At 64.7% G+C, this 25,147-nt stretch carries 22 protein-coding genes; 11 read left to right on the top strand and 11 right to left on the bottom strand.

The genetic code is table 11. The annotated features are described in order from the left end of the window. Window positions 1-17 precede the first annotated feature (17 nt). Window positions 18-704 carry a YggS family pyridoxal phosphate-dependent enzyme gene (locus tag QW861_RS28510; RefSeq protein ID WP_315750506.1) on the bottom strand — a complete coding sequence of 229 codons (687 nt, stop codon included), beginning with the start codon at window positions 702-704 and terminating at the stop codon, window positions 18-20. A gap of 109 nt (window positions 705-813) precedes the next feature. Between QW861_RS28510 and QW861_RS28505 the strand changes: the two genes are divergently transcribed. Then, entirely contained in the window at window positions 814-2,511 is a 1,698-nt protein-coding gene (locus QW861_RS28505; RefSeq protein ID WP_315750507.1) for a diguanylate cyclase domain-containing protein, read from the top strand. Window positions 2,512-2,532: 21 nt separating this feature from the next. Here the strand turns inward: QW861_RS28505 and QW861_RS28500 are convergent, their stop codons facing one another. After that, a complete protein-coding gene (locus QW861_RS28500) occupies window positions 2,533-3,519 on the bottom strand; it encodes a GGDEF domain-containing protein (protein ID WP_315750831.1) in 987 nt (328 codons plus the stop codon). Window positions 3,520-3,843: 324 nt separating this feature from the next. Between QW861_RS28500 and leuS the strand changes: the two genes are divergently transcribed. The 3 genes from leuS to holA are packed head-to-tail and all read left to right on the top strand — an operon-like array spanning window position 3,844 to window position 8,053. Then, complete coding sequence (gene leuS / locus QW861_RS28495) at window positions 3,844-6,468, top strand: leucine--tRNA ligase (protein ID WP_315750508.1); 2,625 nt, start codon at window positions 3,844-3,846, stop codon at window positions 6,466-6,468. Then, window positions 6,455-7,006 (top strand): LPS assembly lipoprotein LptE, encoded by a 552-nt coding sequence (gene lptE / locus QW861_RS28490; RefSeq protein ID WP_315716807.1) that lies wholly within the window; start codon window positions 6,455-6,457, stop codon window positions 7,004-7,006. The genes leuS and lptE overlap by 14 nt, the downstream gene beginning before the upstream one ends. 18 nt (window positions 7,007-7,024) lie before the next feature. Beyond that, entirely contained in the window at window positions 7,025-8,053 is a 1,029-nt protein-coding gene (gene holA / locus QW861_RS28485; protein ID WP_315750509.1) for a DNA polymerase III subunit delta, read from the top strand. Between the two features lie 428 nt (window positions 8,054-8,481). Here holA and QW861_RS28480 read toward each other — a convergent pair whose 3' ends face one another. The 7 genes from QW861_RS28480 to hemJ form a co-directional block, all read right to left on the bottom strand. After that, window positions 8,482-9,375, bottom strand: coding sequence for a ParB/RepB/Spo0J family partition protein (locus tag QW861_RS28480; RefSeq protein WP_315716956.1), 894 nt, complete (start codon window positions 9,373-9,375; stop codon window positions 8,482-8,484). 154 nt (window positions 9,376-9,529) lie between these two features. Further along, entirely contained in the window at window positions 9,530-10,381 is an 852-nt protein-coding gene (locus tag QW861_RS28475) for a ParA family protein (RefSeq protein WP_315716805.1), read from the bottom strand. 34 nt (window positions 10,382-10,415) lie between these two features. Further along, window positions 10,416-11,084, bottom strand: a complete 669-nt coding sequence (rsmG, locus tag QW861_RS28470; protein ID WP_409998627.1) for a 16S rRNA (guanine(527)-N(7))-methyltransferase RsmG — start codon at window positions 11,082-11,084, stop codon at window positions 10,416-10,418. Window positions 11,085-11,094: 10 nt separating this feature from the next. Then, window positions 11,095-12,972, bottom strand: coding sequence for a tRNA uridine-5-carboxymethylaminomethyl(34) synthesis enzyme MnmG (mnmG, locus tag QW861_RS28465; protein ID WP_315750510.1), 1,878 nt, complete (start codon window positions 12,970-12,972; stop codon window positions 11,095-11,097). Window positions 12,973-13,205: 233 nt separating this feature from the next. Beyond that, window positions 13,206-14,543: a tRNA uridine-5-carboxymethylaminomethyl(34) synthesis GTPase MnmE gene (gene mnmE, locus QW861_RS28460; RefSeq protein ID WP_315750511.1), complete on the bottom strand. Its 1,338-nt coding sequence runs from the start codon at window positions 14,541-14,543 to the stop codon at window positions 13,206-13,208. A 179-nt stretch (window positions 14,544-14,722) separates the two neighbouring features. Continuing rightward, window positions 14,723-15,988 (bottom strand): transcription termination factor Rho, encoded by a 1,266-nt coding sequence (gene rho / locus QW861_RS28455; RefSeq protein WP_008965552.1) that lies wholly within the window; start codon window positions 15,986-15,988, stop codon window positions 14,723-14,725. Window positions 15,989-16,227: 239 nt separating this feature from the next. Next, window positions 16,228-16,650: a protoporphyrinogen oxidase HemJ gene (gene hemJ, locus QW861_RS28450; RefSeq protein ID WP_315750512.1), complete on the bottom strand. Its 423-nt coding sequence runs from the start codon at window positions 16,648-16,650 to the stop codon at window positions 16,228-16,230. Between the two features lie 414 nt (window positions 16,651-17,064). Between hemJ and QW861_RS28445 the strand changes: the two genes are divergently transcribed. The 4 genes from QW861_RS28445 to dnaQ are packed head-to-tail and all read left to right on the top strand — an operon-like array spanning window position 17,065 to window position 19,903. Further along, window positions 17,065-17,904, top strand: coding sequence for a pyruvate, water dikinase regulatory protein (locus tag QW861_RS28445; protein WP_315716801.1), 840 nt, complete (start codon window positions 17,065-17,067; stop codon window positions 17,902-17,904). A gap of 11 nt (window positions 17,905-17,915) precedes the next feature. Next, the gene (locus QW861_RS28440) at window positions 17,916-18,524 is read left to right on the top strand and encodes a Maf family protein (protein WP_315750513.1); all 609 of its coding nucleotides are present in this window, start codon (window positions 17,916-17,918) and stop codon (window positions 18,522-18,524) included. A 38-nt stretch (window positions 18,525-18,562) separates the two neighbouring features. Then, window positions 18,563-19,162 carry a dephospho-CoA kinase gene (gene coaE, locus QW861_RS28435; protein ID WP_315716799.1) on the top strand — a complete coding sequence of 200 codons (600 nt, stop codon included), beginning with the start codon at window positions 18,563-18,565 and terminating at the stop codon, window positions 19,160-19,162. Window positions 19,163-19,204: 42 nt separating this feature from the next. Next, the gene (gene dnaQ / locus QW861_RS28430) at window positions 19,205-19,903 is read left to right on the top strand and encodes a DNA polymerase III subunit epsilon (RefSeq protein ID WP_315716798.1); all 699 of its coding nucleotides are present in this window, start codon (window positions 19,205-19,207) and stop codon (window positions 19,901-19,903) included. 57 nt (window positions 19,904-19,960) lie between these two features. Here the strand turns inward: dnaQ and secB are convergent, their stop codons facing one another. Further along, window positions 19,961-20,449, bottom strand: a complete 489-nt coding sequence (gene secB / locus QW861_RS28425) for a protein-export chaperone SecB (protein WP_315716797.1) — start codon at window positions 20,447-20,449, stop codon at window positions 19,961-19,963. A gap of 384 nt (window positions 20,450-20,833) precedes the next feature. On the opposite strand from secB, the gene QW861_RS28420 reads away from it, so the two are divergent. The 3 genes from QW861_RS28420 to QW861_RS28410 all read left to right on the top strand — a co-directional run bounded on the left by QW861_RS28420 (window position 20,834) and on the right by QW861_RS28410 (window position 23,870). Then, a complete protein-coding gene (locus QW861_RS28420; RefSeq protein ID WP_315750514.1) occupies window positions 20,834-21,532 on the top strand; it encodes a Tim44/TimA family putative adaptor protein in 699 nt (232 codons plus the stop codon). A 169-nt stretch (window positions 21,533-21,701) separates the two neighbouring features. After that, the gene (locus tag QW861_RS28415; protein ID WP_316166409.1) at window positions 21,702-23,282 is read left to right on the top strand and encodes a murein transglycosylase A; all 1,581 of its coding nucleotides are present in this window, start codon (window positions 21,702-21,704) and stop codon (window positions 23,280-23,282) included. A 12-nt stretch (window positions 23,283-23,294) separates the two neighbouring features. Further along, window positions 23,295-23,870 carry a Smr/MutS family protein gene (locus QW861_RS28410; protein ID WP_315716794.1) on the top strand — a complete coding sequence of 192 codons (576 nt, stop codon included), beginning with the start codon at window positions 23,295-23,297 and terminating at the stop codon, window positions 23,868-23,870. 3 nt (window positions 23,871-23,873) lie between these two features. On the opposite strand, the gene QW861_RS28405 is transcribed toward QW861_RS28410, so the two are convergent. Further along, window positions 23,874-24,995 (bottom strand): hypothetical protein, encoded by a 1,122-nt coding sequence (locus QW861_RS28405; RefSeq protein WP_316173462.1) that lies wholly within the window; start codon window positions 24,993-24,995, stop codon window positions 23,874-23,876. Window positions 24,996-25,147: the final 152 nt, after the last annotated feature.

The raw sequence follows: 25,147 nt of genomic DNA, 5'->3' as shown, positions 1-25,147 counted from the left end.
GCGACCGCGCCCCTCCTTCAGCGATGCCCGAAGATCGCCGAGCCGACCCGGACATGCGTGGCGCCGAACTGGATGGCGGTGGCGAAATCGGCGCTCATGCCCATCGACAGATGCGCGAGGCCGTTGCGGGCGGCGATCTTGGCAGTCAGCGCGAAATGCGGCCCCGGTGCTTCGTCGACCGGCGGAATGCACATCAGCCCTGAAATCGCGAGCCCGTAATCCGTGCGGCAGGCGGCGATGAAGGCGTCGGCGTCGCCGGGCGCGATGCCCGCCTTCTGCGGCTCCTCGCCGGTATTGATCTGGACGAACAGCTGCGGATGCCGGCCCTGGGCGGAAATCTCCTTGGCAAGCGCCACGCACAGGCTTGGCCGGTCCACCGAATGGATGGCGTCGAACAGCGCGACCGCCTCCTTGGCCTTGTTGGATTGCAGCGGCCCGATCAGGTGCAGTGCGAGCCCCGGATGCGCGGCCATCAGCGGCGGCCACTTGGCTTTGGCTTCCTGAACGCGATTTTCACCGAACGTGCGCTGTCCGGCCGCGATCACCGGCTCGATCGCGTCGGCATCGAAGGTCTTCGACACAGCGATCAGCGTGACCGAGCCGCGATCGCGTTTGGCGTCGCGGCAGGCGCGCAGAATCTCCTGCTCGACGGCGGCGAGCGCGGACGGCGAGGACGAGGTTGAGGCGTTCGATTCATCAGGCACGATGGCGTCCGTCGGTAGATTTACGGGTTTGGCTGCAATTTTACAGAGTTCGAGAAAGGGTTCTTGAGCCCTTCTCCTTACCCTTCACGGCCGGGGGTAGGGGGAAGAAATGCCAAGCATCCGGTTCAATCGCAATAGAGTGAAGCTGAACCGGCTGATGGGGATCCGCGCCCGGCTGGCGCTGCTCGCCCTGATCCTGGTCGCGCCGCTGATGCTGGAACGCGCGCGCTCGCTGGAAAGCGCCAGGACAAGGCAGATCGCACTCGCATCGGAGGAATTCTCCGGCCTCGCCCGGCAAAGCGCCGACATGCAGCGCGAGGTCATCATGTCGGTGGAGACGGTGCTGAAGTCGACGGCCTATGTCCGGGCGTCGAGCACCGGCGTGAGCCGCAGCTGCGACATGATGCGCGCCAGCCTGCCGGCGACCCTGCCGTGGATCCGCACCCTGATGATCGCCGGCCGCGACGGCCGCATCCAGTGCTCGACCAACAACCAATATGTCGGGCTCGATTTCAGCGACCGGCCGTATTTCCGTGGCGCCCAGGAATCACGTGATTTCGTGTTCAGCGACTACCTGCTGTCGAAGCCGTCGCACGTGCCGATCGTCATGGCCGCCTATCCGGTCGGCGCGATCACCGGCGAGCCGGACGCGGTGATGCTGGCGAGCGTGAACCTGGAATGGATGTCCAAGATCATGAACAATCTTGGCGGCCGCCCCGGCATCACGGCGGTGCTGGTCGACAGCGAAGGAACCGTGCTGGCGGCGCCCGCCGACCGCAACGAGCTGATCGGCCGGCCGCTCGACAGCGTGCCGTTGTTGTCGGCCGTTGCCGAGACCGCCCTGAGTTCGGGGAAGCCGAGCGAGACGATGAGTTTCACGGCGGCGGATGGCTCCAAGCGCGCGATCACCTTCACTCGGATCGCCGACACCGGATCGCGGCTGATCGTCAGCATCGATGAGACCCGCGTCACCGCCGCCATCGACCGCGAGATCCGCAACGCCTATCTGCAGGCTGGCCTCGTCTGCCTGATCGTGCTGCTCGGCGCGCTGATCGCCGCCGAGAAGCTGATCGTGAAGCCCGTCAGCATGCTCGCGGCGACCGCCAAGCGCTTCGGCCACGGCCACTGGTCGGCGCGCGTCACCACCAAGCATCTTCCGTCGGAGTTCGTTCCGCTGGCAAAGTCCTTCAATGCGATGGCCGCCAAGCTCGGCCAGCGCGAGCGCGAGCTGGTCGCCGCCAATGACCGGCTGACGGTGATGGCGTCGATCGACATGCTCTCGGGCCTCGCCAACCGCCGCGGCTTCCAGAACCGCATCGACGTCGAATGGAGCCGCGCGCAGCAGGCCGGCACCGAGCTGTCGCTGCTGATGATCGACGTCGACCACTTCAAGCTCTACAACGACACCTATGGGCACCCTGAGGGTGACGCCTGCCTGTCACGTCTCGGCGAGACGCTGTCGCAGATCGCCGGCGCCATGACGGCTTTCGCCGGCCGCTATGGCGGTGAGGAGTTCTGCCTGTTGTTGCCGGGCATGGGTGCCAGAGAGGCGCTCGCGGTCGGCGAGCAGGTGCGCGCCACGGTGCTCGAGCTCGAGCTACCGCACGCGACGTCGGCGCATCGGTGCGTCACCGTGAGCGTCGGTGTCGCCTCGACCCGGCCGAACGAGTCGCTGATGCCCTCCGACCTGATCGAAGCCGCCGATGCCGCGCTCTATGCGGCCAAGCATCGCGGCCGCAACACGGTCATCGCACATGGCTTCGCGGATGTCGCGGATGACAGGAGCGGCGTGGCACGCGCAGGATAGGGCTGCGGCGGCGGCCTGCGATCAGCCGACCGCGAGCTTCTGGTCGAGCTCGAGCTCGCTGACCACGCGGTTGCGGCCGAGCTTCTTGGCGAGATACAGCGAGCGGTCGCAACGGTCGATCAGATCAGCCATCGATTCGCCGAACTGGAACTGGCCGACGCCGATTGACACCGTGATCTGCGGCAGCACCTCGCCGGTCGACCGCCGCGTGAACTGACAATCGGCGATGGTGCGCCGGATGCGCTCAGCGATGACGGTGCAACCTTCGAGGTCGGTCTGCGGCAGCACCGCGATCAGCTCCTCGCCGCCGTAGCGCGCCGGAAGATCCTTGTCGCGGACGCGCTCGCGCAATGCCTTGGCGACGAGGCGCAGCACCTGATCGCCGACGCCATGGCCGTAATTGTCATTGAACTTCTTGAAGTGGTCGACGTCGATCAGGAGAATGCTGAGCGGTTCGTCGCGCTCCATCGCCTCGACCTGCGCATGGCGGAAGAACTCTTCGAGCGCGCGCCGGTTCGGCAATCCTGTCAGCGTGTCGGTGCGGGCGCGCTGCTCCGACTTGTTGAGCGAGTCTCGGATGGTGTCGAGCTCGCGTGACTTCTCGGCAAAGCTCGCTTCGAGTTTCGCCGCACGCGCTGTCGCCTGGGCGAGCTCACTGACCAGGTTCTCGATCAGGATCTTCGGATCGACGCCCTGCTCGCTGCGTTCGGCGACGCCATCGATCGCCGCCATGTGCGTGCGGTTGTCGGCGATCGCGGCCGTCAGATACTGCTTGGCGGAGTCCATCACGCCATGCAACTGCTGCGAGACTTTGTGGACGACAGCCGCTTCCGTACCCTGCTGGCCGATGTACGTGTCGAACAGCGCCTGGTTGGTGGTCTTGTCGAACTTGCGCTTGTTGCTGACCAGGATGTCGACGGCGCGCTTGAGATCCGACGCCGAGCCCAGTGAGTACTTGAACCACAGATGGAAGTTGTTAGGCGTCGGTGGCACGCGCTGTTGAGCCATGGATTTCATGGCCTTTTCCGCGACCGTCGTCGCGTACTCGAAGTCAAGCTCGTCGAACGTAGCGCCGGACACGATGTGGAGTGATCCCAGATGCGGGCTGATGCCTGGATGTATGCACTCAGTCTCCCATTCAAGTCTTAACCGTGCCTCAATCGAACCTTCGACACTGCCGGCAGAGGCTGCAAAAAAACTCACGATTACCGTCGCTTAGCGGATGCCCAAAATGGTATCATCATCTGTCGCCCCATTGACCGGGCTGCCGCTTTTGTGGCCTAGTCCGCCGTCTTCAAACGACGCGAATCCTCGAAAATTACAAGCGATTCCATGACATCCGAACGCTACAACGCCCGTGAAGCCGAGCCGCGCTGGCAGCGCCAGTGGGACGAAAAGGCGATCTTCGCCACCAGGAACGACGATCCGCGTCCGAAATACTACGTGCTCGAGATGTTTCCCTATCCGTCGGGACGCATCCATATCGGCCATGTCCGTAATTATACGCTGGGCGACGTGCTGGCGCGCTTCATGCGCGCCAAGGGCTTCAACGTGCTGCACCCGATGGGTTGGGACGCGTTCGGCCTGCCGGCGGAGAACGCAGCGATCGAGCGCAAGGTGGCGCCGAAGGCGTGGACCTACGACAATATCGCGGCGATGAAGAAGCAGCTGCGCTCGATCGGCCTGTCGCTCGACTGGGCGCGCGAGTTCGCGACCTGCGATCCATCCTACTACAAGCACCAGCAGAAGATGTTCCTCGACTTCATGCAAGCGGGGCTGGTCGAGCGCGAGAAGCGCAAGGTGAACTGGGATCCGGTCGACATGACCGTGCTCGCCAATGAGCAGGTCATCGACGGTCGCGGCTGGCGCTCCGGTGCGGTGGTCGAACAGCGTGAGATGAACCAATGGGTGTTCAAGATCACGAAGTACTCGCAGGAGCTGCTGGACGCGCTCGATAGTCTCGACCGCTGGCCCGACAAGGTGCGGCTGATGCAGCGCAACTGGATCGGCCGCTCCGAAGGCCTGCTGATCCGCTTCGCGCTGGATCCCAAGACGACGCCGGCGGGCGAGACCGAATTGAAGATCTTCACGACGCGGCCGGACACGCTGTTCGGCGCCAAGTTCATGGCGATCTCGGCGGACCATCCGCTGGCGCAAGCCGCGGCCGCCAAGAACCCGGAGCTCGCCGCGTTCATCGCCGAGATCAAGCGGATCGGCACCGCGCAGGAGGCGATCGACACCGCGGAGAAGCAGGGCTTCGACACCGGCATCCGCGCCGTGCATCCGTTCGACCCGAGCTGGACCTTGCCGGTCTATGTCGCGAACTTCGTGCTGATGGAATACGGCACCGGCGCCATCTTCGGCTGCCCGGCGCATGACCAGCGCGACCTCGACTTCGTCAACAAATACGGTCTCGGCAACACGCCGGTCGTGTGCCCGGAGGGCCAGGACCCGGCGAGCTTCGTCATCACCGACACCGCCTTCGACGGTGACGGCCGCCTGATCAATTCACGCTTCCTCGACGGCATGACGATCGCGCAGGCCAAGGACGAGGTCGCCAGGCGGCTCGAGAGCGAGCAGCGCGGCGGCGCAGCTGTCGGTGAGCGCCAGGTCAATTTCCGCCTGCGCGATTGGGGCATCTCGCGCCAGCGCTATTGGGGCTGCCCGATCCCGGTGATCCACTGCCCGACCTGCGATGTCGTGCCGGTGCCGGCCAAGGACCTGCCCGTGGTGCTGCCGGACGACGTCACCTTCGACAAGCCGGGCAATGCGCTCGACCACCATCCGACCTGGAAGCACGTCACCTGCCCCGCATGCGGGGGCAAGGCGCAGCGTGAGACCGACACCATGGACACCTTCGTGGATTCGTCCTGGTACTTCGCGCGCTTCACCGATCCATGGAACGAGGCCGCGCCGACGACGCCGGCCGTGGCCAACCGGATGATGCCGGTCGACCAGTATATCGGCGGCGTCGAGCACGCGATCCTGCATCTGCTCTACAGCCGGTTCTTCACCCGCGCGATGAAGGCTACCGGCCACGTCGCGATGGACGAGCCGTTCGCCGGCATGTTCACACAGGGCATGGTGGTCCACGAGACCTATCAGAAGGCCGACGGCACCTACGTCAACCCGGCGGAGGTCAAGATCGAGATCGGCGGCAACGGCCGCCGCGCCGTGCTGGCCGCCACCGGCGAGGACATCACGATCGGCCCGATCGAGAAGATGTCGAAGTCGAAGAAGAACACCGTCGACCCCGACGACATCATCGAGAGCTACGGCGCCGACGTCGCGCGCTGGTTCATGCTGTCGGACTCGCCGCCGGACCGCGACGTGATCTGGAGCGACGAGCGGGTGCAGGGCGCGGCGCGCTTCGTCCAGCGGCTGTGGCGGCTGGTCAACGAATCGGTCGCGGCAGCGGCCGAGGCCCCCTCCTCCCGCCCGGCCGCGTTCGGCCCCGACGCGCTGGCGCTGCGCAAGGCTGCCCACGGCGCCCTGGACAAGGTGACCGGCGGCATCGAGCGGCTGCACTTCAACGTCTGCCTGGCGCATATCCGCGAGTTCGCCAATGCGCTGGCCGACGTCCTGGCGCGGCCGGCCAAGCCGGCGGCCGACCTGGCCTGGGCGATTCGTGAGGCCGCCGGGATCCTGGTGCAGCTGTTCTCGCCGATGATGCCGCATCTGGCCGAAGAATGCTGGCAGGTGCTGGGCCAGACCGGGCTGATCTCGGAGGCCTCCTGGCCGCAAATCGAACGAGATTTGCTGGTTGAGGACAGCATGACCCTGGTCGTCCAGGTCAACGGCAAGAAGCGCGGAGAAGTCACAGTCGCCAGCAACGCGCAGAATCCGGAAATTGAGGCTGCCGTTTTGGCCCTCGATGCAGTAAAACTGGCGCTGGATGGCAAACCCGTCCGCAAGGTGATCATTGTTCCCAAGAGGATCGTGAATGTCGTCGGCTAGGTTTCGGATCGCTGCTCGGCTTGTTGCCGTGGCCGCTTTGGCCGCGCTGACGGCAGGCTGCTTCCAGCCGATGTATGCAGAGCATACCGACGGCACGCCCGGCCTGCGCGAAAAGCTGATGGGCATCGAGCTGCCGCCGGTCGACAAGCCGAACGCCTCGCCCGAGGCGCGCATCGGCGTCGGCATCCGCAACGCGCTCGCCTTCAAGCTGTACGGCACCGCAACCGGCACGGCGCCGACCCACAAGCTGGTGCTGCGATTGCAGACCAGCCGGTCCTCGCTGATCGTCTCACAGACCACCGGCCTGCCGACCACCGAGAATGTCGGCCTCGACGTGCAGTACAATCTGGTCGAGTTGGCGACCAACAAATCGGTCATGACCGGAACGACCTTCGCGCGCACCTCCTATGACATCCCCGGCTCGTACCAGCGCTTCGCCCGGCAGCGGGCCTTCCGTGACGCCGAGGATCGCGCCTCCGAGGAGGTCGCCGAGAAGATCAAAACGCGGCTCGCGGCCTATTTCACCGCGGGCACCTGACGCACGGCTGACATCGCCGTGGTCGCGCTGCGCGGACGAGACATCGATGCCTTCCTGGCCAAACCGGACGCCACTCGTCCGCTGATCCTGTTGTACGGTCCGGATACCGGCCTGGTTCGCGAGCGTGCCGAGGCCCTCATCGCTTCGGCCGTCGACAACCCCGATGATCCCTTCTCCGTGGTCAGGCTCGACGGTGACGAGCTCTCCGCGGAGCCATCGCGCCTCGTCGACGAAGCCATGACCGTGCCGCTGTTTGGCGGCCGCCGGGCCATCCGGGTGCGCGCTGGCTCGCGCAATTTCGCCAGCGGCGTCGAGACGCTCAGCGAGATGAACGTACGGGACTGCCGCATCGTGATCGAGGCCGGCGACATCCGCCCCGATTCGCCACTGCGCAAGATTTGCGAGAAGGCCAGAACGGCGGTGGCGATCGGCTGCTACCCGGACACCGAGCGCGATCTCGCCAAGCTGATCGACGACGAATTGCGCTTGGCCTCGCTGCGCATCTCTCCGGAGGCCCGCGCCTATCTGATGGCGCTGCTCGGCGGCGACCGCCAGGCCTCCCGCAACGAGCTGCGCAAGCTGACCCTGTTCGCCCACGGCGAAGGCGAGGTGACGCTCGACCATGTGATGGCCGTGGTCGCCGACGCCTCGGAGATGAAGCTCGATCCGATCGTTGACGGCGCCTTCGGCGGCAAGCCGGAAATGGTCGAGACCGAGTTCGGCAAGGCGATGATCGCGGGCACCTATCCCGGCGTCATCATCTCCGCCGCGCAGCGACATGCCGCATGGCTGCATAAATCGGCGCTCGCCGTCGCTTCCGGCACGCCAGTCTCGTCCATCCTCGAAGGCGGCTTCCCCCGGCTGCACTTCTCGCGCAAGCCGAGCGCCGAGACGGCGCTGCGCAATTTCTCCCCTGCCCGCCTGCTGCCGATCATCGACCAACTGGCGACAGCCGCGCTCGACATGCGCAAGCAGCCGGGATTGGCGGCAGCGATCGCGCAGCGGACGCTGCTGTCGATCGCGGTCGCGGCACGGCGGAAGGGGTGATGGTCAGTGCGCCGGCTCCCTGAATACGGCGTCGAGAACTTCAGCCCGAGTGGACCCGAGATCGCTCTCCAACCTCAGCCGTCATTCCGGGGCGCCCGAAGGGCGAGCCAGGAATCCATCGGGCTACAGGATCTGCCTTGAGATGGATTCCGGGTTCGTGCTGCGCACGCCCCGGAATGACGGAGGAGAGTTTCGAGATCACCAGAGGCAACCGTGACCAGGAAGCACTGGTCGTACCCGTCGCCTAATTAGTAGCTCGTCGTGCCCGGGCTTGACCCGGGCAGCCATCCTCTTGGAGAGAGTACTCTTAAAAGATGGATGGCCGGGTCAAGCCCGGCCATGACGAGATGGTGAGAGCGTCATAACAAAGCTGACGGGAGTTCGTAGGAAGTATCTCGACAACGGGACAGCAATTACGACATAACAGCCTAGCCCTGCTCCAGCCGGCGCATCACCTCGTCGAGCTGCTCGAGGCTGCGGTAGGTGATCTGCACCGTGCCGCCGGGGTCGCGGTGGCTGATCGACACCGAAAGGCCGAGTGCATCGCCGACGCGCTTCTCCAGCGCGATGGTGTCGGCGTCCTTCTTCTCCGCCGGCGCGCTGCCGCTGCTGCGCGGCTTCTGCGGCTTGCGCTCCGGCACGCCCTCCTCATGCGCCAGCGCCTCGGTCTGCCGGACGTTCAGCCCTTCCGCGATGATCTTCTTCGCCGCCGACATCGGATCCGGCAGGTTGATCAGCGCTCGCGCATGGCCGGCCGAGATCTGCCCGGTCGCGATGAAGCCCTGCACCTCGGCCGGCAGCTTGGTCAGCCGCATCATGTTGGCGACGTGACTGCGGCTCTTGCCGACGATCTTGGCGATGTCTTCCTGGTTGCGTTTGAACTCGTTGGCGAGCGCGTGATAGCCCTGCGCCTCCTCCATCGGATTGAGATCCTCGCGCTGCACGTTCTCGATGATCGCGAGCTCCAGCGCATCGCTGTCGCTGACATCGACCGGAACGATCGGCACCTCGTGCAGGCCGGCGGCCTGCGAGGCGCGCCAGCGCCGCTCGCCGGCGATGATCTCATAGCGGTCGTGCTGGCCCTTCACCGGACGCACCACGATCGGCTGGATCACGCCATGCTGCTTGATCGAGGCCGAGAGCTCGGCGAGCTCGCCGTCGGAAAACGTCTTACGCGGATTGCGCGGGTTCGGCTTGAGGAATTCGATCGGCACCTTGCGCTGATTGCGCGGCCGCTCCGGCGGCGCGCCGGCCTCGCGGCCGACGTCACCGATCAGACTTGCGAGACCCCGGCCCAATCGCGATCGCGACTCGTCGGCCATCGCCTTCTCCTTTGGATTCACGTCACGCTCCGCTTGCGTCTGCTGCCGATCGGGTCCCGCCGGCACAATGAACGAGGGAGCGGATTCATTTCGGAATCCGCTGCCGTCCTCGAATGAGATCCGGGCGACGAGGTCCCCCGGAGCAGAGGCAAAGTCAGTTCGTGCGCAGGTCACGCTCGCGCTGAATGACTTCGGTCGCGAGCTTGAGATAGGCCTCGCTGCCGACGCACTTCAAGTCGTAGACCAGCACCGGCTTGCCGTAGGACGGCGCTTCCGAGATGCGCACGTTGCGCGGGATCATCGTGTTGTAGACCTTCGATCCCATGAACTGGCGGACGTCGGCGACCACCTGGTTCGACAGGTTGTTGCGCGAGTCGAACATCGTCAGCACGATGCCGTGGATCGAGAGGTTCGGGTTCAAGGTCGAGCGCACCTGCTCCACGGTCTGCAACAGCTGCGACAGACCTTCGAGCGCGAAGAACTCGCACTGCAGCGGCACCAGGATCGCGTCGGACGCGGCCATCGCATTGACCGTCAGCAGGTTCAGCGACGGCGGACAATCGACCAGCACGTAGGTGTAGTCGTTCTCCGGCGAGACGTTGTTGTTGAGGCCGGCGATCGCATCGCGCAGACGGAAGGCGCGGTTGGCGGTGGAGCCGAGCTCGAGCTCGAGCCCCGACAGGTCCATCGTCGAGGAGGCGATGTGCAGCCGCGGCACGGCCGTCGCAACGACGGCGTCGCGCAGCGAGGCCTCGCCGATCAGCACGTCATAGGTCGAGCAGTTGCGGCTGCCACGGTCGATGCCGAGGCCGGTCGAGGCGTTGCCCTGCGGATCGAGATCGACGATCAGCACCCGCTCGCCGATCGCGGCCAGCGCCGTACCGAGGTTGATCGCGGTCGTGGTCTTGCCGACCCCGCCCTTCTGATTGGCGAGCGCCAGGATGCGCGGATGCCCCTCCGGGTGAGGAGCCCTATCTTCTTGATAAATCTGATCAATTACGGCCATGCGCGATCGCCATTGGTTGTCGTCTTGACGGAATTCAGCTCTGTCGCTCGATGCAATCGATTGCGACGATCCAGCCCTGCCCGCCCGTCCGGCTGGAGTGAAGTTTCGACTCAATTTTCCAATACTTAGTAGATTCGGTCAATTCCGCTTCTACATCTTGACCCTTGAGAAACAGCGCTCTCGCGCCTTTTTTCACCAGGGGCTCCGCAAAGCCGATGAGTTGATGTAGCGGAGCGAGCGCGCGTGCGGTCACGCAATCGACTCGCCCGCTCCACTTCTCCACGATATCCCCGATCTCTGACAAATGCACGGTCCCCGGAGCGCCGGTGACGCGAATTGCTTCGCGCAGGAAGGCGGCCTTCTTGGCGTTGCGCTCGACCAGATGGACCTGGGCACCATCCCGCTCGGCCAGGGCGCAGGCGAGGACGACGCCCGGGAAGCCGCCGCCGCTGCCGAGATCAATCCAGATCCGGGCGTCGGGCGCGAGGTCCAGGAGCTGAAGCGAGTCGGCGATGTGGCGCGTCCAGAGATGCGGCAAGGTCGACGGCGCGATCAAATTGGTCTTCGCCTGCCACTCCAGCAGCAGTGCGACGTAGCGATCGAGACGCTGCTCCGTTTCACGTGAAACGGGAGTCAGCGCGAGCGCTGCCGCCTTGTCCGATTCGATCATCTTGGATGCCACCGCTGGCGATGCCTGTTTCACGTGAAACGCCTCAACCCGTGGCCTTGCTTCGACGCGCTTCGCGGCGGAGATAGGCCGCAAGGATCCCGAGCGCCGCCGGCGTCATGCCATCGATCCGGCCGGCCTGCCCGATCGTCCACGGCCTGGCCGCCGTCAGCTTCGCTCGCGCCTCATTGGAGAGACCTGGGACGAGCGCATAGTCGACGTCACCGAGCACCAGGCTTTCGTCGCGCCGGAAGGCGTCGACGTCCTGGCTCTGCCGGCGGACATAGACATCATATTTGGCATCGATCTCGAGATGGACGACGATGGCGGGATCGATCGCGCCGAGCTCCGGCCAGATCGCCCTCACCTCGGAGAAACCGATCTCCGGATAGGCCATCAGCTCGAAGGCCGAGCGGCGCTGGCCATCCTTGTTGAGCGTGAAGCCATGCTTCGCCGCCTCATTGGGCGTGATCGTCAGCGACCTCGCCATCGCGCGGGCAGCTTCCAACGCGCCCATCTTGCTTCGATGGAAACGCGCACGATCAATGCCGACACAGCCGAGCGCGATGCCCTTGTCGGTCAGCCGCTGGTCCGCGTTGTCCGCCCGCAGCGTCAGCCGATACTCGGCGCGCGAGGTGAACATCCGATACGGCTCGGTGATCCCCCGCGTGACGAGGTCGTCGATCATCACCCCCAGATAGCCATCGGCGCGATCGAATACGACCGGCCCGCCGCCGTCCGCGGCCAGCGCTGCATTGAGGCCCGCGACCAGACCTTGAGCTGCGGCCTCCTCATACCCGGTCGTGCCGTTGATCTGGCCAGCGAGGAACAGACCCTTCATCCGCTTGGTCTGCAGGGTCGGCTCGAGCTCACGCGGATCGACGTGGTCGTACTCGATGGCATAGCCCGGCCGGATCATCCGGACCCGTTCGAGACCCGGAATGGTCGGCAGCAGCGCGAGCTGGACCTCCTCCGGCAGCGAGGTCGAGATGCCGTTCGGGTAGACCGTCGTATCGTCGAGCCCCTCGGGCTCCAGGAAGATCTGGTGACCGTCGCGGTCACCGAAGCGGACGATCTTGTCCTCGACCGAGGGACAGTAACGCGGCCCGGTCGACTTGATCTGCCCGGAGTACATCGGCGAGCGATGGACGTTGGCGCGGATCACCTCGTGGGTTGCGGTCGTCGTCCGGGTGATGCCGCATTGGATCTGCGGGGTGGTGATCCTGTCGGTCAGGACGGAGAACGGCTCCGGCGGATCGTCGCCGGGCTGCATCTCGACCGCGCTCCAGTCGATCGTCGATCCATCCAGGCGCGGCGGCGTGCCGGTCTTGAGGCGGCCGAGCCGAAATCCGATGGCTTCGAGAGACTGGGACAGCCCCAGCGCCGGCGCTTCGCCGACCCGGCCGGCCGGACAGATCCTCTCACCCAGGTGGATCAGACCACGCAGGAACGTGCCGGTCGTGATGACGACAGCGCCACAGATGAAGGTCCGGCCGTCAGCCAACCGCACCCCTGCCACCCGTCCGCCGGTAGCGATCAGTTCGTCCGCCTCGCCTTCAATGACGGTGAGGTTTGGGGTCTCCCGGATCGCTGACTGCATCGCCGCGGCGTAGAGCTTGCGGTCGGCCTGGGCGCGTGGACCTCGAACGGCCGGTCCTTTCCGGCGATTCAGAACGCGAAACTGGATGCCGCCGGCGTCGGCGGCGCGACCCATCAAGCCGTCGAGAGCGTCGACCTCGCGAACCAGATGTCCTTTTCCCAGTCCTCCGATGGCCGGATTGCAGGACATGGCCCCGATCGTCGCGAACTGATGGGTGATCAGCGCGGTTCGGGCGCCCATGCGCGCCGCGCCCGCCGCGGCTTCACAGCCGGCGTGGCCGCCACCGATGACGACGACGTCGTAGGATGTCAGATGCTGGATCATGGGGCTTATCTAACGCTCGCAGACAATGCTCGGAAGACGTTTCACGTGAAACATTCGCCGACATCGAATCCTCGTTGTTTCACGTGAAACACGACCAGCGGTCCCATCGTGTTTCACGTGAAACATCCCTCTGACGGCGTCCGCACATCCTGTTTCACGTGAAACAATTGACGATCGATTAACCAAGCAACGCTTCATTAAGTATATTCGACCCGGTTCGTGGAGAACCGCGGCTACTTACCGATGCAGAACTCGCGAAAGATCACGTCGAGCAGGTCTTCGACATCCACTCGTCCCAAAAGACGCCCGAGCGCAAGCGCGGCGATCCGCAGCTCCTCCGCAGCAAGCTCCTCGCCCAGGTCGATCGCCGAGATGCTACGCTGAAGCGCAGCGGCGGTGTCGGCGAGCAGAGTCCGCTGCCGCTGCCGTGTGATCAGGCCGCTCTCAGTTGATCCAAAATAGTCCCGGGCAAAGCCAACCAGCGCATCCAGCAGCTCGACCAGCCCTGCCCCGCTTCGCGCGGAGATCTGAAAGACCGGGTTATCTCCGCTGGACGATGGACGACTCCCCTCCCGACCTCTGCTCAGATCGATCTTGTTACGAACGAGCCAGACGGGAGCCTCGCTTTGGCGCTCAACCTCGGCCTGCTCATCCTCCGACAGCCACAGCACCAGATCCGCCTGCGCCGCTCGGTCTCGCGCGCGCCGAACACCCTCCTGCTCGACCGGATCGTCCGTCTCGCGAATGCCCGCGGTGTCGATCACCGTCACTGGATAGCCGTCGAGATCGAGCTGAACCTCGATGAGATCGCGCGTGGTGCCGGCCTGCGGAGAGACGATCGCGACCTCGCGACGCGCAAGCTGGTTCATCAAGGTCGACTTGCCCGCGTTCGGCGGTCCGGCAATGACGACCGTCAGGCCGTCGCGCAGACGTTCGGCCCGGCCCTCGGCCGACAGCACCGACTCGATCTCGGTCAACAGCTGGCCGATCCGGGCGAGCGCCGGCGCCATCAGCTCGGTTGGCACGTCGCCTTCATCGGCAAAGTCGATCCCGGCCTCGATCAGCGCCGCCGCCTCGATGATCTGCTCACGCCAGCTCCGCGCCTTGTCGCCCAACAGGCCCTTCAGCTGCCGCAACGCCTGGCGCCGCTGGCGGTCCGTGTCGGCGTGGATGAGGTCGTCGAGACCTTCGGCCTCGGTCAGATCGATCTTGCCATTCTCGAACGCGCGCCGCGTAAACTCGCCCGGCTCAGCAGGGCGCATCTGCGGCATCGTCGACAGCACCGAGAACATTGTCGCCAGGACGGCTCGACTGCCGTGCACATGCAGCTCGGCAACATCTTCGCCGGTGGCGCTTGCGGGTCCGGGAAACCACAGCACGACGGCATCGTCGATCGGCTCGCCATTACCATCCCGCAGCAAGGCGCGCGTCGCCATCCTCGGCAGCGGCAGTTTCCCCGCAAGCATCTGAAGGGCGATGCCGGCGTGAGGCCCGGAGAGTCTGACGATCGCAATCGCACTCGGCAGGCGTCCGGAGGACAGCGCGAAGATGGTCTGGTCGTGAGGATGCATGATCCTCAGTTGGGCTCACCGGCAGCGAAAGACAATCGGTTTGCAGCGGCATGCTTTACGCCGGCGAACCATGGCGGGCGGATAAGCATCGAGGTCTTCACGCGGGGCGCAGCGACAAACACGTCAAACAAAAAGGGCGCTCCGGAGAGCGCCCTTTGCAGATTGAAGCAGTGCCTCGATCAGGTGTTCATCGACTCGAAGAACTCGGCATTGCTCTTGGTGCTGCGGAGCTTGTCGAGCAGGAAGTCGATCGCGTCCATGGTGCCCATCGGATTGAGGATGCGGCGGAGCACGTACATCTTCTTGAGGTTCTGCGGCTCGGTGATGAGCTCTTCCTTGCGGGTGCCGGAGCGGGCGATGTCGATCGCCGGGAAGGTCCGCTTGTCCGCGACCTTGCGGTCGAGGATGAGCTCGGAGTTGCCGGTGCCCTTGAACTCCTCGAAGATGACCTCGTCCATGCGGCTGCCGGTGTCGACCAGCGCGGTCGCGATGATCGTGAGCGAGCCGCCTTCCTCGATGTTGCGGGCGGCGCCGAAGAAGCGTTTCGGACGCTGCAGCGCGTTGGCGTCGACACCGCCGGTCAGCACCTTGCCGGAGGACGGCACGACGGTGTTGTAGGCGCGGCCAAGGCGGGTGATCGAGTCCAGGAGAATGACGACGTCGCGGCCGTGCTCGACGAGGCGCTTGGCCTTCTCGATCACCATCTCCGCGACCTGGACGTGACGGGCGGCCGGCTCGTCGAAGGTCGAGGACACGACCTCGCCCTTCACCGAGCGCTGCATGTCCGTGACTTCCTCGGGGCGCTCGTCGATCAGCAGCACGATCAGATAGCACTCGGGATGATTGGCGGTGATCGAGTGCGCGATGTTCTGCATCAGCACCGTCTTGCCGGTGCGCGGCGGCGCGACGATCAGCGCACGCTGGCCCTTGCCGATCGGCGCGACGATGTCGATGACGCGTGGCGACAGATCCTTGCGGGTCGGATCCTCCAGCTCGAGCCGGAAGCGCTCGTCCGGAAACAGCGGCGTGAGATTGTCGAAATTGACCTTGTGCTTGGACTTCTCGGGATCCTCGAAGTTCAGCGTGTTGACCTTGAGCAGCGCGAAATAGCGTTCGCCTTCTTTCGGGCTGCGGATATGCCCTTCGATCGTGTCACCGGTGCGCAGGCCGAAGCGTCGGATCTGCGACGGCGAGACATAGATGTCGTCGGGACCGGGCAGGTAGTTCGCATCCGGCGAGCGCAGGAAGCCGAAGCCGTCGGAGAGCACCTCGACGACGCCCTCACCGATGATGTCGGTTTCCTGGATCGCGAGCTGCTTGAGGATGGCGAACATCAGCTCCTGCTTGCGCATCGTGCTGGCGTTCTCGACCCCGTTTTCCTCCGCGAAGGAGACGAGCTCGGCCGGCGTCTTTGACTTGAGGTCCTGTAGTTTGATTTCCCGCATTGGGGTGGTCCTGTGGAAGCGACTTGGGAGGGATGCGAGGTGGCTGTGGGAAGGCGGACGAAATGAGGTCCGCAGGTCTGAGCAAGGTTGGCGCCGATGAGGCACCAGACCTGATGCGGCGGCCGGTCAAGCCGGAACGCAACCACATCCGCCTGCGTGGGGTGGGATATCGATAATATAGAAAATCGCGCCGTCGTCTGCAAGGCATCTGCAGCGGAGCGGTATTCCCTGGGAAGCGGTCAGAACGGCTTGACGATGACGAGAATCACGATGCCGATCACCAGCACCGTTGGTACCTCATTGATATACCGGTAGAATTTCTGGCTTCGGGTGTTCTTGTCGGCGCCGAATTCTCTGACCCAGCGGGTGAACAGTCCATGGACCCCGGACATGATCAGCACCAGCAGAAATTTCGCATGAAACCAACCGCTGGTATACCAGTGGCCGGACCAGGCCAGATAGAGTCCGGCAAGCCACGTCACGGTGATCGCCGGATTGATGATCGCCTTGAGCAGGCGCCGTTCCATGATCTTGAACGTCTCGGACTGCTTCGAGCCGATCTCGGCGTCGCAATGATAGACGAACAGCCGTGGCAGATACAGCATGCCGGCCATCCACGCGATGACAGCGATGACGTGAAGGGCCTTGATCCACTCATACATCGGAAACGCGTGATCCTCTCGGCTGGCGATCAGCTTGCGTGTCGAGACATATCCGCTCGCTCAGTCCCCTCCAAACCAAATAATTTTAGAATCTTAAGGTTTGAGTCTAGGTAGCGGTGGATTGGACTCATGCAATGTCATCCGCAGTCTGCCCGCAGCTTGTTCACATCCCTCAACATGCGAGCTGCGCACGCCGGATCGCCCCAGAGTCTGATGTGATTCAGACGCTTGTCGAAATCCTTCGACAGCTTATCCAGAGACAAATGGGCCTCGTCCCGATATCATCGCGCTGCTGCCTGACGTTGTCCCGGACGGCGACCATGTGCAGAACAATCGGGGTTATACAAAGGGAGCGGTCCGAGGCGGCTTTTTGGCCCCATCCTTCACAGGGATTCACAGATCGTTAAGGATTTGATGCCCACCACCGGCAACTACTTTCACCTCCATCTGGTTTCCGATTCGACGGGCGAAACCCTGATCACGGTCGCGCGTGCGGTCGCCGCGCAATACACCAACGTGACCCCGGTCGAGCACGTGTACCCGCTGGTGCGGAGCCAGAAGCAGCTCGACCGCGTGCTCGACGAGATCGAGGAAGCGCCGGGCATCGTGCTGTTCACGCTGCTCGAGAAGGATCTGGTCAGCCGGCTCGAAGCCAAGTGCCAGCAGATCAACATCCCGAGCCTGTCGATCATCGGTCCGGTGATGCAGCTGTTCGAGGCCTATCTCGGCGCATCGACCGCCGGCCGCGTCGGTGCGCAGCACGTGCTCAATGCCGAATATTTCGCCCGCATCGATGCGCTGAACTACACGATGCTCCACGATGACGGGCAGATGGTCGACGGCCTCGAAGACGCCGAAGTGGTGCTGGTCGGCGTCAGCCGGACGTCGAAGACTCCGACCTCGATCTATCTCGCCAACCGCGGCGTGCGCACAGCCAACGTGCCGCTGGTCCCGGGCATTCCGATCCCGCATCAGCTCGAGACATTGAAGAAGCCGCTGGTGGTCAGCCTGCATGCGACCCCGGAGCGGCTGATCCAGGTGCGGCAGAATCGCCTGCTCAGCATGGGTGCGGAATCCGGCAATGAGAACTATGTAGACAAGCAGTCGGTGACGGACGAGGTCGCCTATGCACGCAAGCTGAGTGCGAAGTTCAACTGGGTCATGCTCGACGTGACGCGGCGCTCGATCGAGGAGACGGCCGCCGCGATCCTGAAACTCTATACCGACCGGCAGCGGCAGCGGCTTCCGGACTAGTGAGCGGATCAATGTCCATCTGGTGCAGTGACGAGCCTCTGATTCTGGCATCGCAGAGCCGCGCGCGGCGGATGCTGCTCGCGAACGCAGGACTCGCGTGCGAGGCGCTTCCCGCCGATATCGACGAACGCGCGGTGCAGGCCGAAGCCGGCCTGGTCGCGCCCTACGAGATTGCGTTGCACCTTGCCAACGCGAAGGCCGCAGCGGTCTCGGCAAACAGGCCCAATTCATATGTGGTGGGCGCGGATCAGACGCTGGCATTGGGTGAGCGCATGTTCAACAAGCCGGCCGACCGCCAGCATGCCATGCAGCAACTGTTGGCGCTGGGCGGACGCACCCATGCGCTGCACTCGGCCATCGCCGTGGTCCGCAATGGCGAGGTGCTGTTCTCGCACGTCGCCGTCGCCTGGATGACGATGCGTGCCCTCGCCGAAACCGAGATCGCAGCCTATCTCGATGCCGCCGGCGAAACCGTTACATCCAGCGTCGGCGCCTACCAGCTGGAAGGGCTCGGCGTGCACCTGTTCGACCGCATCGACGGCGATCACTTCACCATCCTCGGCCTGCCGCTGTTGCCGCTGCTCGCCTATTTTCGCGAAGCGAAGCTGCTCAGGATCTGAGGCCGACCGCAGCCACGCGCAAGGGGGAGTGACCGCGGATGAGAGTGCTGGGTCTGACCGGCTCGATGGGCATGGGCAAGTCGACGACCGCAAAGCTGTTCGCCGAAGCCGGCGTCCCGGTCTATGACGCCGACGCGACCGTTCATAAGGTCTATGAGGGCGAAGCCGCGCCGGCGATCGAAGCCGAATTTCCTGGGACCACGGTGGACGGCAAGGTGGATCGGGCCAGGCTCTCCGCCAAGGTCGTCGGCGATCCCGACGCGATCCGCAGGCTCGAAGCGATCGTGCACCCGATGCTGCGCTCCTATCATCAGAAGTTTCTCGACGACGCCGAGCAGTCCGGCGTGCCCGTTGCCGTCGTCGATGTCCCCTTGCTGTTCGAGACCGGCGGCGACAAGCGCGTCGATGCCGTGGTGGTGGTGTCGACCGCGCCCGAGATCCAGCGTCAGCGCATTCTGGCGCGCGGCACGATGACGGAAGAAGCGCTCGATGCGCTGCTCGCACGGCAGATGCCGGATGCCGAGAAGCGCAAGCGCGCCGATTTCGTCGTGGATACCTCGCACGGGCTCGATCCGGTGCGGGCACGCATCCGCGACATCCTGGCGGAGGTCGTTAGAATGCCGCAGCGCCGGGGCTGATTCGCGAACGCCGGCCGCGCGGAATTCGACGGATCAAATCAGATGCGTGAGATCGTTCTCGACACCGAAACCACCGGCCTCGACGCCCTGCGCGGCGACCGCCTGGTCGAGATCGGCTGCGTCGAGATCATCAACCGCATGCCCACCGGCCAAGTCTACCACCGCTACATCAATCCCGAACGTGACATGCCGGCGGAGGCGTTCGCGGTTCACGGACTGTCGAGCGAGTTCCTCGCGGACAAGCCGCTGTTTCACGAGATCGTGGAGGAGTTCCTGGAATTCATCGGCGATGCCCCGCTGGTGATCCACAACGCCTCGTTCGACATCGGCTTCATCAATGCCGAGCTCGACCGGGTCAAGCGCGCGGCCATTCCGAGGGACCGTCTGGTCGACACTCTGCTGCTGGCACGTCGCAAGCATCCCGGCGTGTCGAACCGCCTCGACGACCTGTGCTCGCGCTATGCGATCGACAACTCACGCCGCACCAAGCACGGCGCGTTGCTCGACGCCGAGCTGCTGGCGGAGGTCTATGTCGATCTGGTCGGGGCGCGGCAGTCGCAGCTGATCCTGACCCAGGACAGCCAGGAGATCCGCATCGGATCTGCCGGCGAGACGCCGCGCCGTCAGCGCGAGCAGCCGCTGTTGCCGCGGGTCACGGATGCGGAGCGAGAGGCGCATCGCGCCTTCATCGCCACGCTCGGCGACAAGCCGATCTGGACGGAGTTTCTCGCCGGCACGTGATCCGCCTGATCGGCAGCGGATCACGCCCGGCAAACATCAATCGTAAGCAGAACCGGATCAGCTCGACAGCACCTGGCCGCCCTGGGCCGCCGCCTGGCGCTCCATGTTCTGGCGGTACAGGCCGACGAAATCGACCGGGTCCAGCATCAGCGGCGGGAAGCCGCCGTCGCGCACCGAATTGGCGACGATCTCGCGGGCGAACGGGAACAGCAGGCGCGGGCATTCGATCAGCAGCATCGGCGACAGGTTCTCGCGCGGAATGTTGACCAGCCGGAACACGCCGCCATAGACCAGCTCGAAGCTGAACATCACCTGGCTGCCGCTCTCGGCCTTGCCCTCGATCGTCAGCGTCACCTCGTATTCGGTGTCATTCAGAGCATTGGCGCCGACATTGATCTGGATGTTGATCTGCGGCGGCTGGCCCTGCGGCGCCAGGGACTGCGGAGCGTTCGGATTCTCGAACGAGAGATCCTTGATGTATTGCGCTAGCACGTTCAGTTGAGGAGGAGGAGCCGCCTCGGGAGTGGCGCCGTTACCGTTGGTCATCGCAGTGTTCTCCAGGCAAAAAGGGCGGGTCGTTGCGGCGCGTGGCTACCATAGGGCCGGCTTGTTCCACAAGGACGAGGCACGGACGCCGCAAAAGGCCGAGGCAGAGGGTTGATCCGGCCGGCATGTCTCTATTTGTCGCATCGCCCCGGGGGCGGAACCAGCGACCGTCTACTCTGTTCCAATCCAAGGTCGATCGGATTTCCCCTTGAGAGGGAAAAGGGTTAGGATCACCGGGCCACAATGTGCCATTGGCCGGGCCCAATTCGATGACTACATCCGGGTCGACCGAGGGATTCACGGGTCTTTACCCGGATCCTGTAGAACGGGTGCCCGGTGGCCGGGCTCCGCGTTCGGCTCGACAAGTCAGAAAGCGAACACGAAGTGGACATTTATACCATCATCTTCCTGGCGCTGGCGGTCTTCATCTTCATCCGCCTGCGCGCCGTGCTCGGGCAGCGCACCGGGAGCGAGCGGCCGTTCGATCACGCCGCCCGAAACGCGGTCCAGGGCGCGCCGGACAACCACGTCATGCCGGTTCCCAACAAGCCCATCGATCCCTCGGCTGCGGTCCCCGGCGGCGAGATGCCGGCGCCGGGCGATCGCTGGCGTGGCCTGGCCGAGCCGGGCACACCGCTCGCCCGTGGCCTCGACGCGATCGTCGCCGACGACTCGTCGTTCGATCCGCGCCATTTCCTGACCGGCGCGCGCAGTGCCTACGAGATGATCGTGCTGGCGTTCGCCAATGGCGATCGCCGCGCATTGCGCGACCTGTTGTCGTCCGAGGTCTATGAGAGTTTCGACGCCGTCATCAAGGAGCGCGAGAAGCAGGAGCAGAAGACCGAAACCCGCTTCGTCTCCATCGATACCGCCGAACTGGTCGGTGCCGAGCTGCGCGACCGCACCGCGCAGGTGACGGTGCGCTTCGTCTCGCAAATGATCTCGGTGACACGCGACAAGGGGGGCAACATCGTCGACGGCAATCCGGACAAGGTGGCCGACATCACCGACATCTGGACTTTCGCCCGCGATACCGGCTCGCGCGATCCCAATTGGAAGCTGGTCGGCACCGGCAGCCATTGATGGAATAGGTTGCCGCCGCCGGCGTTACATCGGGAGATCGCCCGCTCTCGATGTCGACCCAGTTCTGCAAGGAGGACGACGAGCTCCATCCTCGGCTTTTTGACCCGGATCTTTTCAGCATCCCGTTTTCTCTGAATTTCGCGTTGAGTGGTACTTTGATGGTGCAAGCATGGTTCGCGAAATTTGGAAGCGGGGTTTCACCGCTCATCGCCTGAAATACTGGACGCCGGCGCTCGCCCTGAGCGTCGCCGCCGTGGCGCTCGCCCCTTATGCGGCCGAGGCGGTGCGCTCGCGCCACCGGGCGGCGGCGCCCCCGGTGCGCCACCTGCCCTACCCGCAACTCGACTGGCCGCTCGAGATCAGCAACAGCCAGTACCTGCCATTGGCCTGGAACGACGTGCCCGGCTGGAACGACGACGACCAGCTTGCGGCCTATCGGACGTTCCGCGCCAGCTGCAAGCCGATCGCCGCAAAGACGGATGCAGCGCCGGATGCCAAGGCGGATGGCAAGCCGCTGGGTGATTCCCTGCGCGACCCCTGTCGCGACGCTCGGGCCACCGATCTCGCCGACAATGCTGCGGCAAGGGCTTTCTTCGAACGGCACTTCGAGCCGCTGAAGATCTCCAAGCTCGGCGATGTCGATGGCTTCGTCACCGGCTACTACGAACCCGTCATCGAGGGCTCGCGGACCCAGAACGAGGTCTACAACGTTCCGGTCTATCGTCGCCCCTCCAATCTGTTCGTCCGTGGCTTCAAGCAGGACGCGACGAGTCTGCCCAACAAGGGTCCCGTCTATCGGAAGATCGGACGGCGCAAGCTGGTCCCCTATTACGACCGCGCGGAGATCGAGGACGGCGCCATCGAGGGCCGCGGCCTGGAGATCGCGTGGCTCAGGAACCAGACCGACCTGCTGTTTGCCCAGATCCAGGGATCGGCGCGCATCAGTCTCGACGACGGCTCGACCATCCGCATCAACTACGATGCCTATAATGGCCTTCCCTACACACCGGTCGGCCGCATCCTGATCGAGCGCGGCATCATTCCGCGCGAGCAGATGTCGATGCAGCGTATCCGCGACTGGATGGAGCAGAATCCGGAAGGTGCCAACGAGCTGCGGCGGATGAACCGCTCCTACATCTTCTTCCGCGAGGTGCAGCTGTCGGAGAAGGACGAGGCGGTCGGCGCGCAGGGCATCCCGCTGACGCCCGGCCGTTCGATCGCGGTCGACAAGTCGCTGCACGTCTATGGCACGCCGTTCTTCATCACCGGCGAGCTGCCGATCGAATCCGAGAAGTCGAAGACCGCGTTCCACCGGCTGATGATTGCGCAGGATACAGGCTCGGCGATCGTCGGACCTGCGCGCGCCGATCTCTATTTCGGCGCCGGCCAGGACGCCGGCAAGGTCTCCGGCCGTCTCAAGCACAGCATCCAGTTCGTGATGCTGGTGCCGAAGAGCCTCGATCCGGTCGCGCGTGGCCGCAAGATGCCGCTGCCGGATGCACGCCCGTCGGAGAAGATCGCAAAACTGTTTCCGCAGGTGCTGCCGAAGGAGGCCGCCAAAGCCGCCGCCTCCCCGGTCAACGATGCGAAGGCCCCTGCTTCCGCCGCGAGCGCAATCCCGGCAACCACGGTGGCGCAGAACGTTGTGGCGCCGCAGCCCGTGCCCCTGCCCGAGGCCCGCCCCCGTATCGAAAGTGATCGCAATATCCGCCGATTGCGTTATGGCAGGCGCCATCGCAACCGCCGATGACAAGCCGTCTCCATGTCTGAAGATCCCGAGCCGCCGCGCGGCCGTCGCAAGCGTGGCCTCTCCGAGGACGAGCGCACGCTGTGGGAGACGGTGGCGCGCCAGGTCAAGCCGCTGCGCAAGACGCACCGTCCGGTGCGGCCGCATCCGCCGATGGTGACGGCCGAGCCGCAGCCGGACAAGCCGATGATGACACCGCGGCCGGTCGCGCCGGTGGTCGTGCCCAAGCCGGCCCGGCCGGCGATCCCGCCGCTGGTCTCGCTCGGCCGCAAGGAGCGGTCGAAGCTGTCGCGCGGCCGCAGCGAGATCGATGCGCGGCTCGATCTGCACGGCATGACCCAGAGTCGGGCGCATCAGGCGCTGCATCATTTCCTGCATCGCGCCCAGCATGACGGTCTCACCTTCGTGCTGGTCATCACCGGCAAGGGCACCATCGGGGCGGATCCCGAACGCGGCGTGCTCCGGCGGCAGGTGCCGCATTGGCTTAGCCTGCCGGAATTCCGCTCGCTCATCGTCGGCTTCGAGGAGGCTCATGTCGGCCATGGTGGCGCCGGCGCGCTCTATGTCCGGATCAGACGCGCCCGCGGCTGAGCGTCAGAACGGGCGGATGATCCCGATCCGCGGTACGGCGGTGACGATCCAGCCCAGGATCGTCGTCATGCGGTCGTCGGCGTCGATCGGAGTGATCGGCTTGGTCGCAGGAAGCGTCTTCAGCGCGTGCAGCATCAGTACCATGCAGACCACCCAGCTCGAGATCCAGCGCGAATAGTCGAACACCATGGCGAACATGACGAGGTAAGCGGAGCTGATGACGATCAGCGCGGCGATGACGATCTGGCGATGGCGCTTGTCAGCCAAGGCGCCGATGAGATCCTTGAGATTCCGCCACAGCGGCGCGTGCAGCCACAGCAGCAGCGCATAGATGGGCAGGCCCAGCAGGTTCGACGGCAGCCGCGCCCAGGTGTCCTGCACCTCCTTGGCGAGCGGCTGATACCAGACATAGGCGAACTGCAAGAGCTCGGTGCGCGACGGATCGACCATGCGCGAGCGCAAGTAGGACACGAAGTCGGCCTCGGGCAGCGGCATGGTGCCGAGGAATTGCGCCGCGAGGAACAGCGCGCCGAGGCCGAGCAGCGCGCTGGCGCCGACTGCAATATCCAGGCGAGTGAGGGGACGTGTCAGGTAGTAGCGCAGCACGACGATCGCGGTGATGGTCGGCACGTACATCAGCAGATGGATGTGATGAATCAGCACGAGCAGGGCCGAGATCAATGCCGCAAGCAGCACGTAGGCCAGCGTGCGCGCCGGCACCAGCAGCAGGACGATCGCGCCGAGACAGCCATAGATGTCGAAATGGCCGAGCGTGAACAGGAAGTTCTTGAACACGAACGGCGAGCAGGCGGTGAAGATGAACAACGGCAGCCGTGCGCGATCGAAGCCGAACGTGCGGCGGAAGAGCTGCGCGAACAGTGCGAAGGTGATGAGCCAGACGCAACCGGCCAGCGCGAACACCAGCCAGACCGGCACCTTCGCGGCGAACAGGCCGACCATGGCACCGATCAGCGCGCGCTTGATGAAGCCGAAGTGATAGTCGACCAGCAGATGGATGTACGGAATGTAGGGCGGCAGCGTGAGCTTGTGCAGGAAGACGCCGAGCATCACGGCGGCGTTGACGGCGAGCATCAGGCGCCAGTGTTTGCTGGAGGCGGCGGTCATGCGGCGTCCGAGCGGTGATAGATGGAGACGAGGTCGTCGCCCCGTCCACCACTGTCGTCCCGGCCTTGAGCCGGGACCCATAGCCGCCGCCGTTCGTGGTGAGGCAAGGCTGGAGCCGCCATCGTGAGTCACAATCAGCTTTGGTGGTTATG

The sequence above is a fragment of the Bradyrhizobium sp. SZCCHNRI1029 genome, from assembly GCF_032487555.1.
Classification (GTDB): domain Bacteria; phylum Pseudomonadota; class Alphaproteobacteria; order Rhizobiales; family Xanthobacteraceae; genus Bradyrhizobium.
This window is presented reverse-complemented; position numbering and strand designations above follow the sequence as displayed.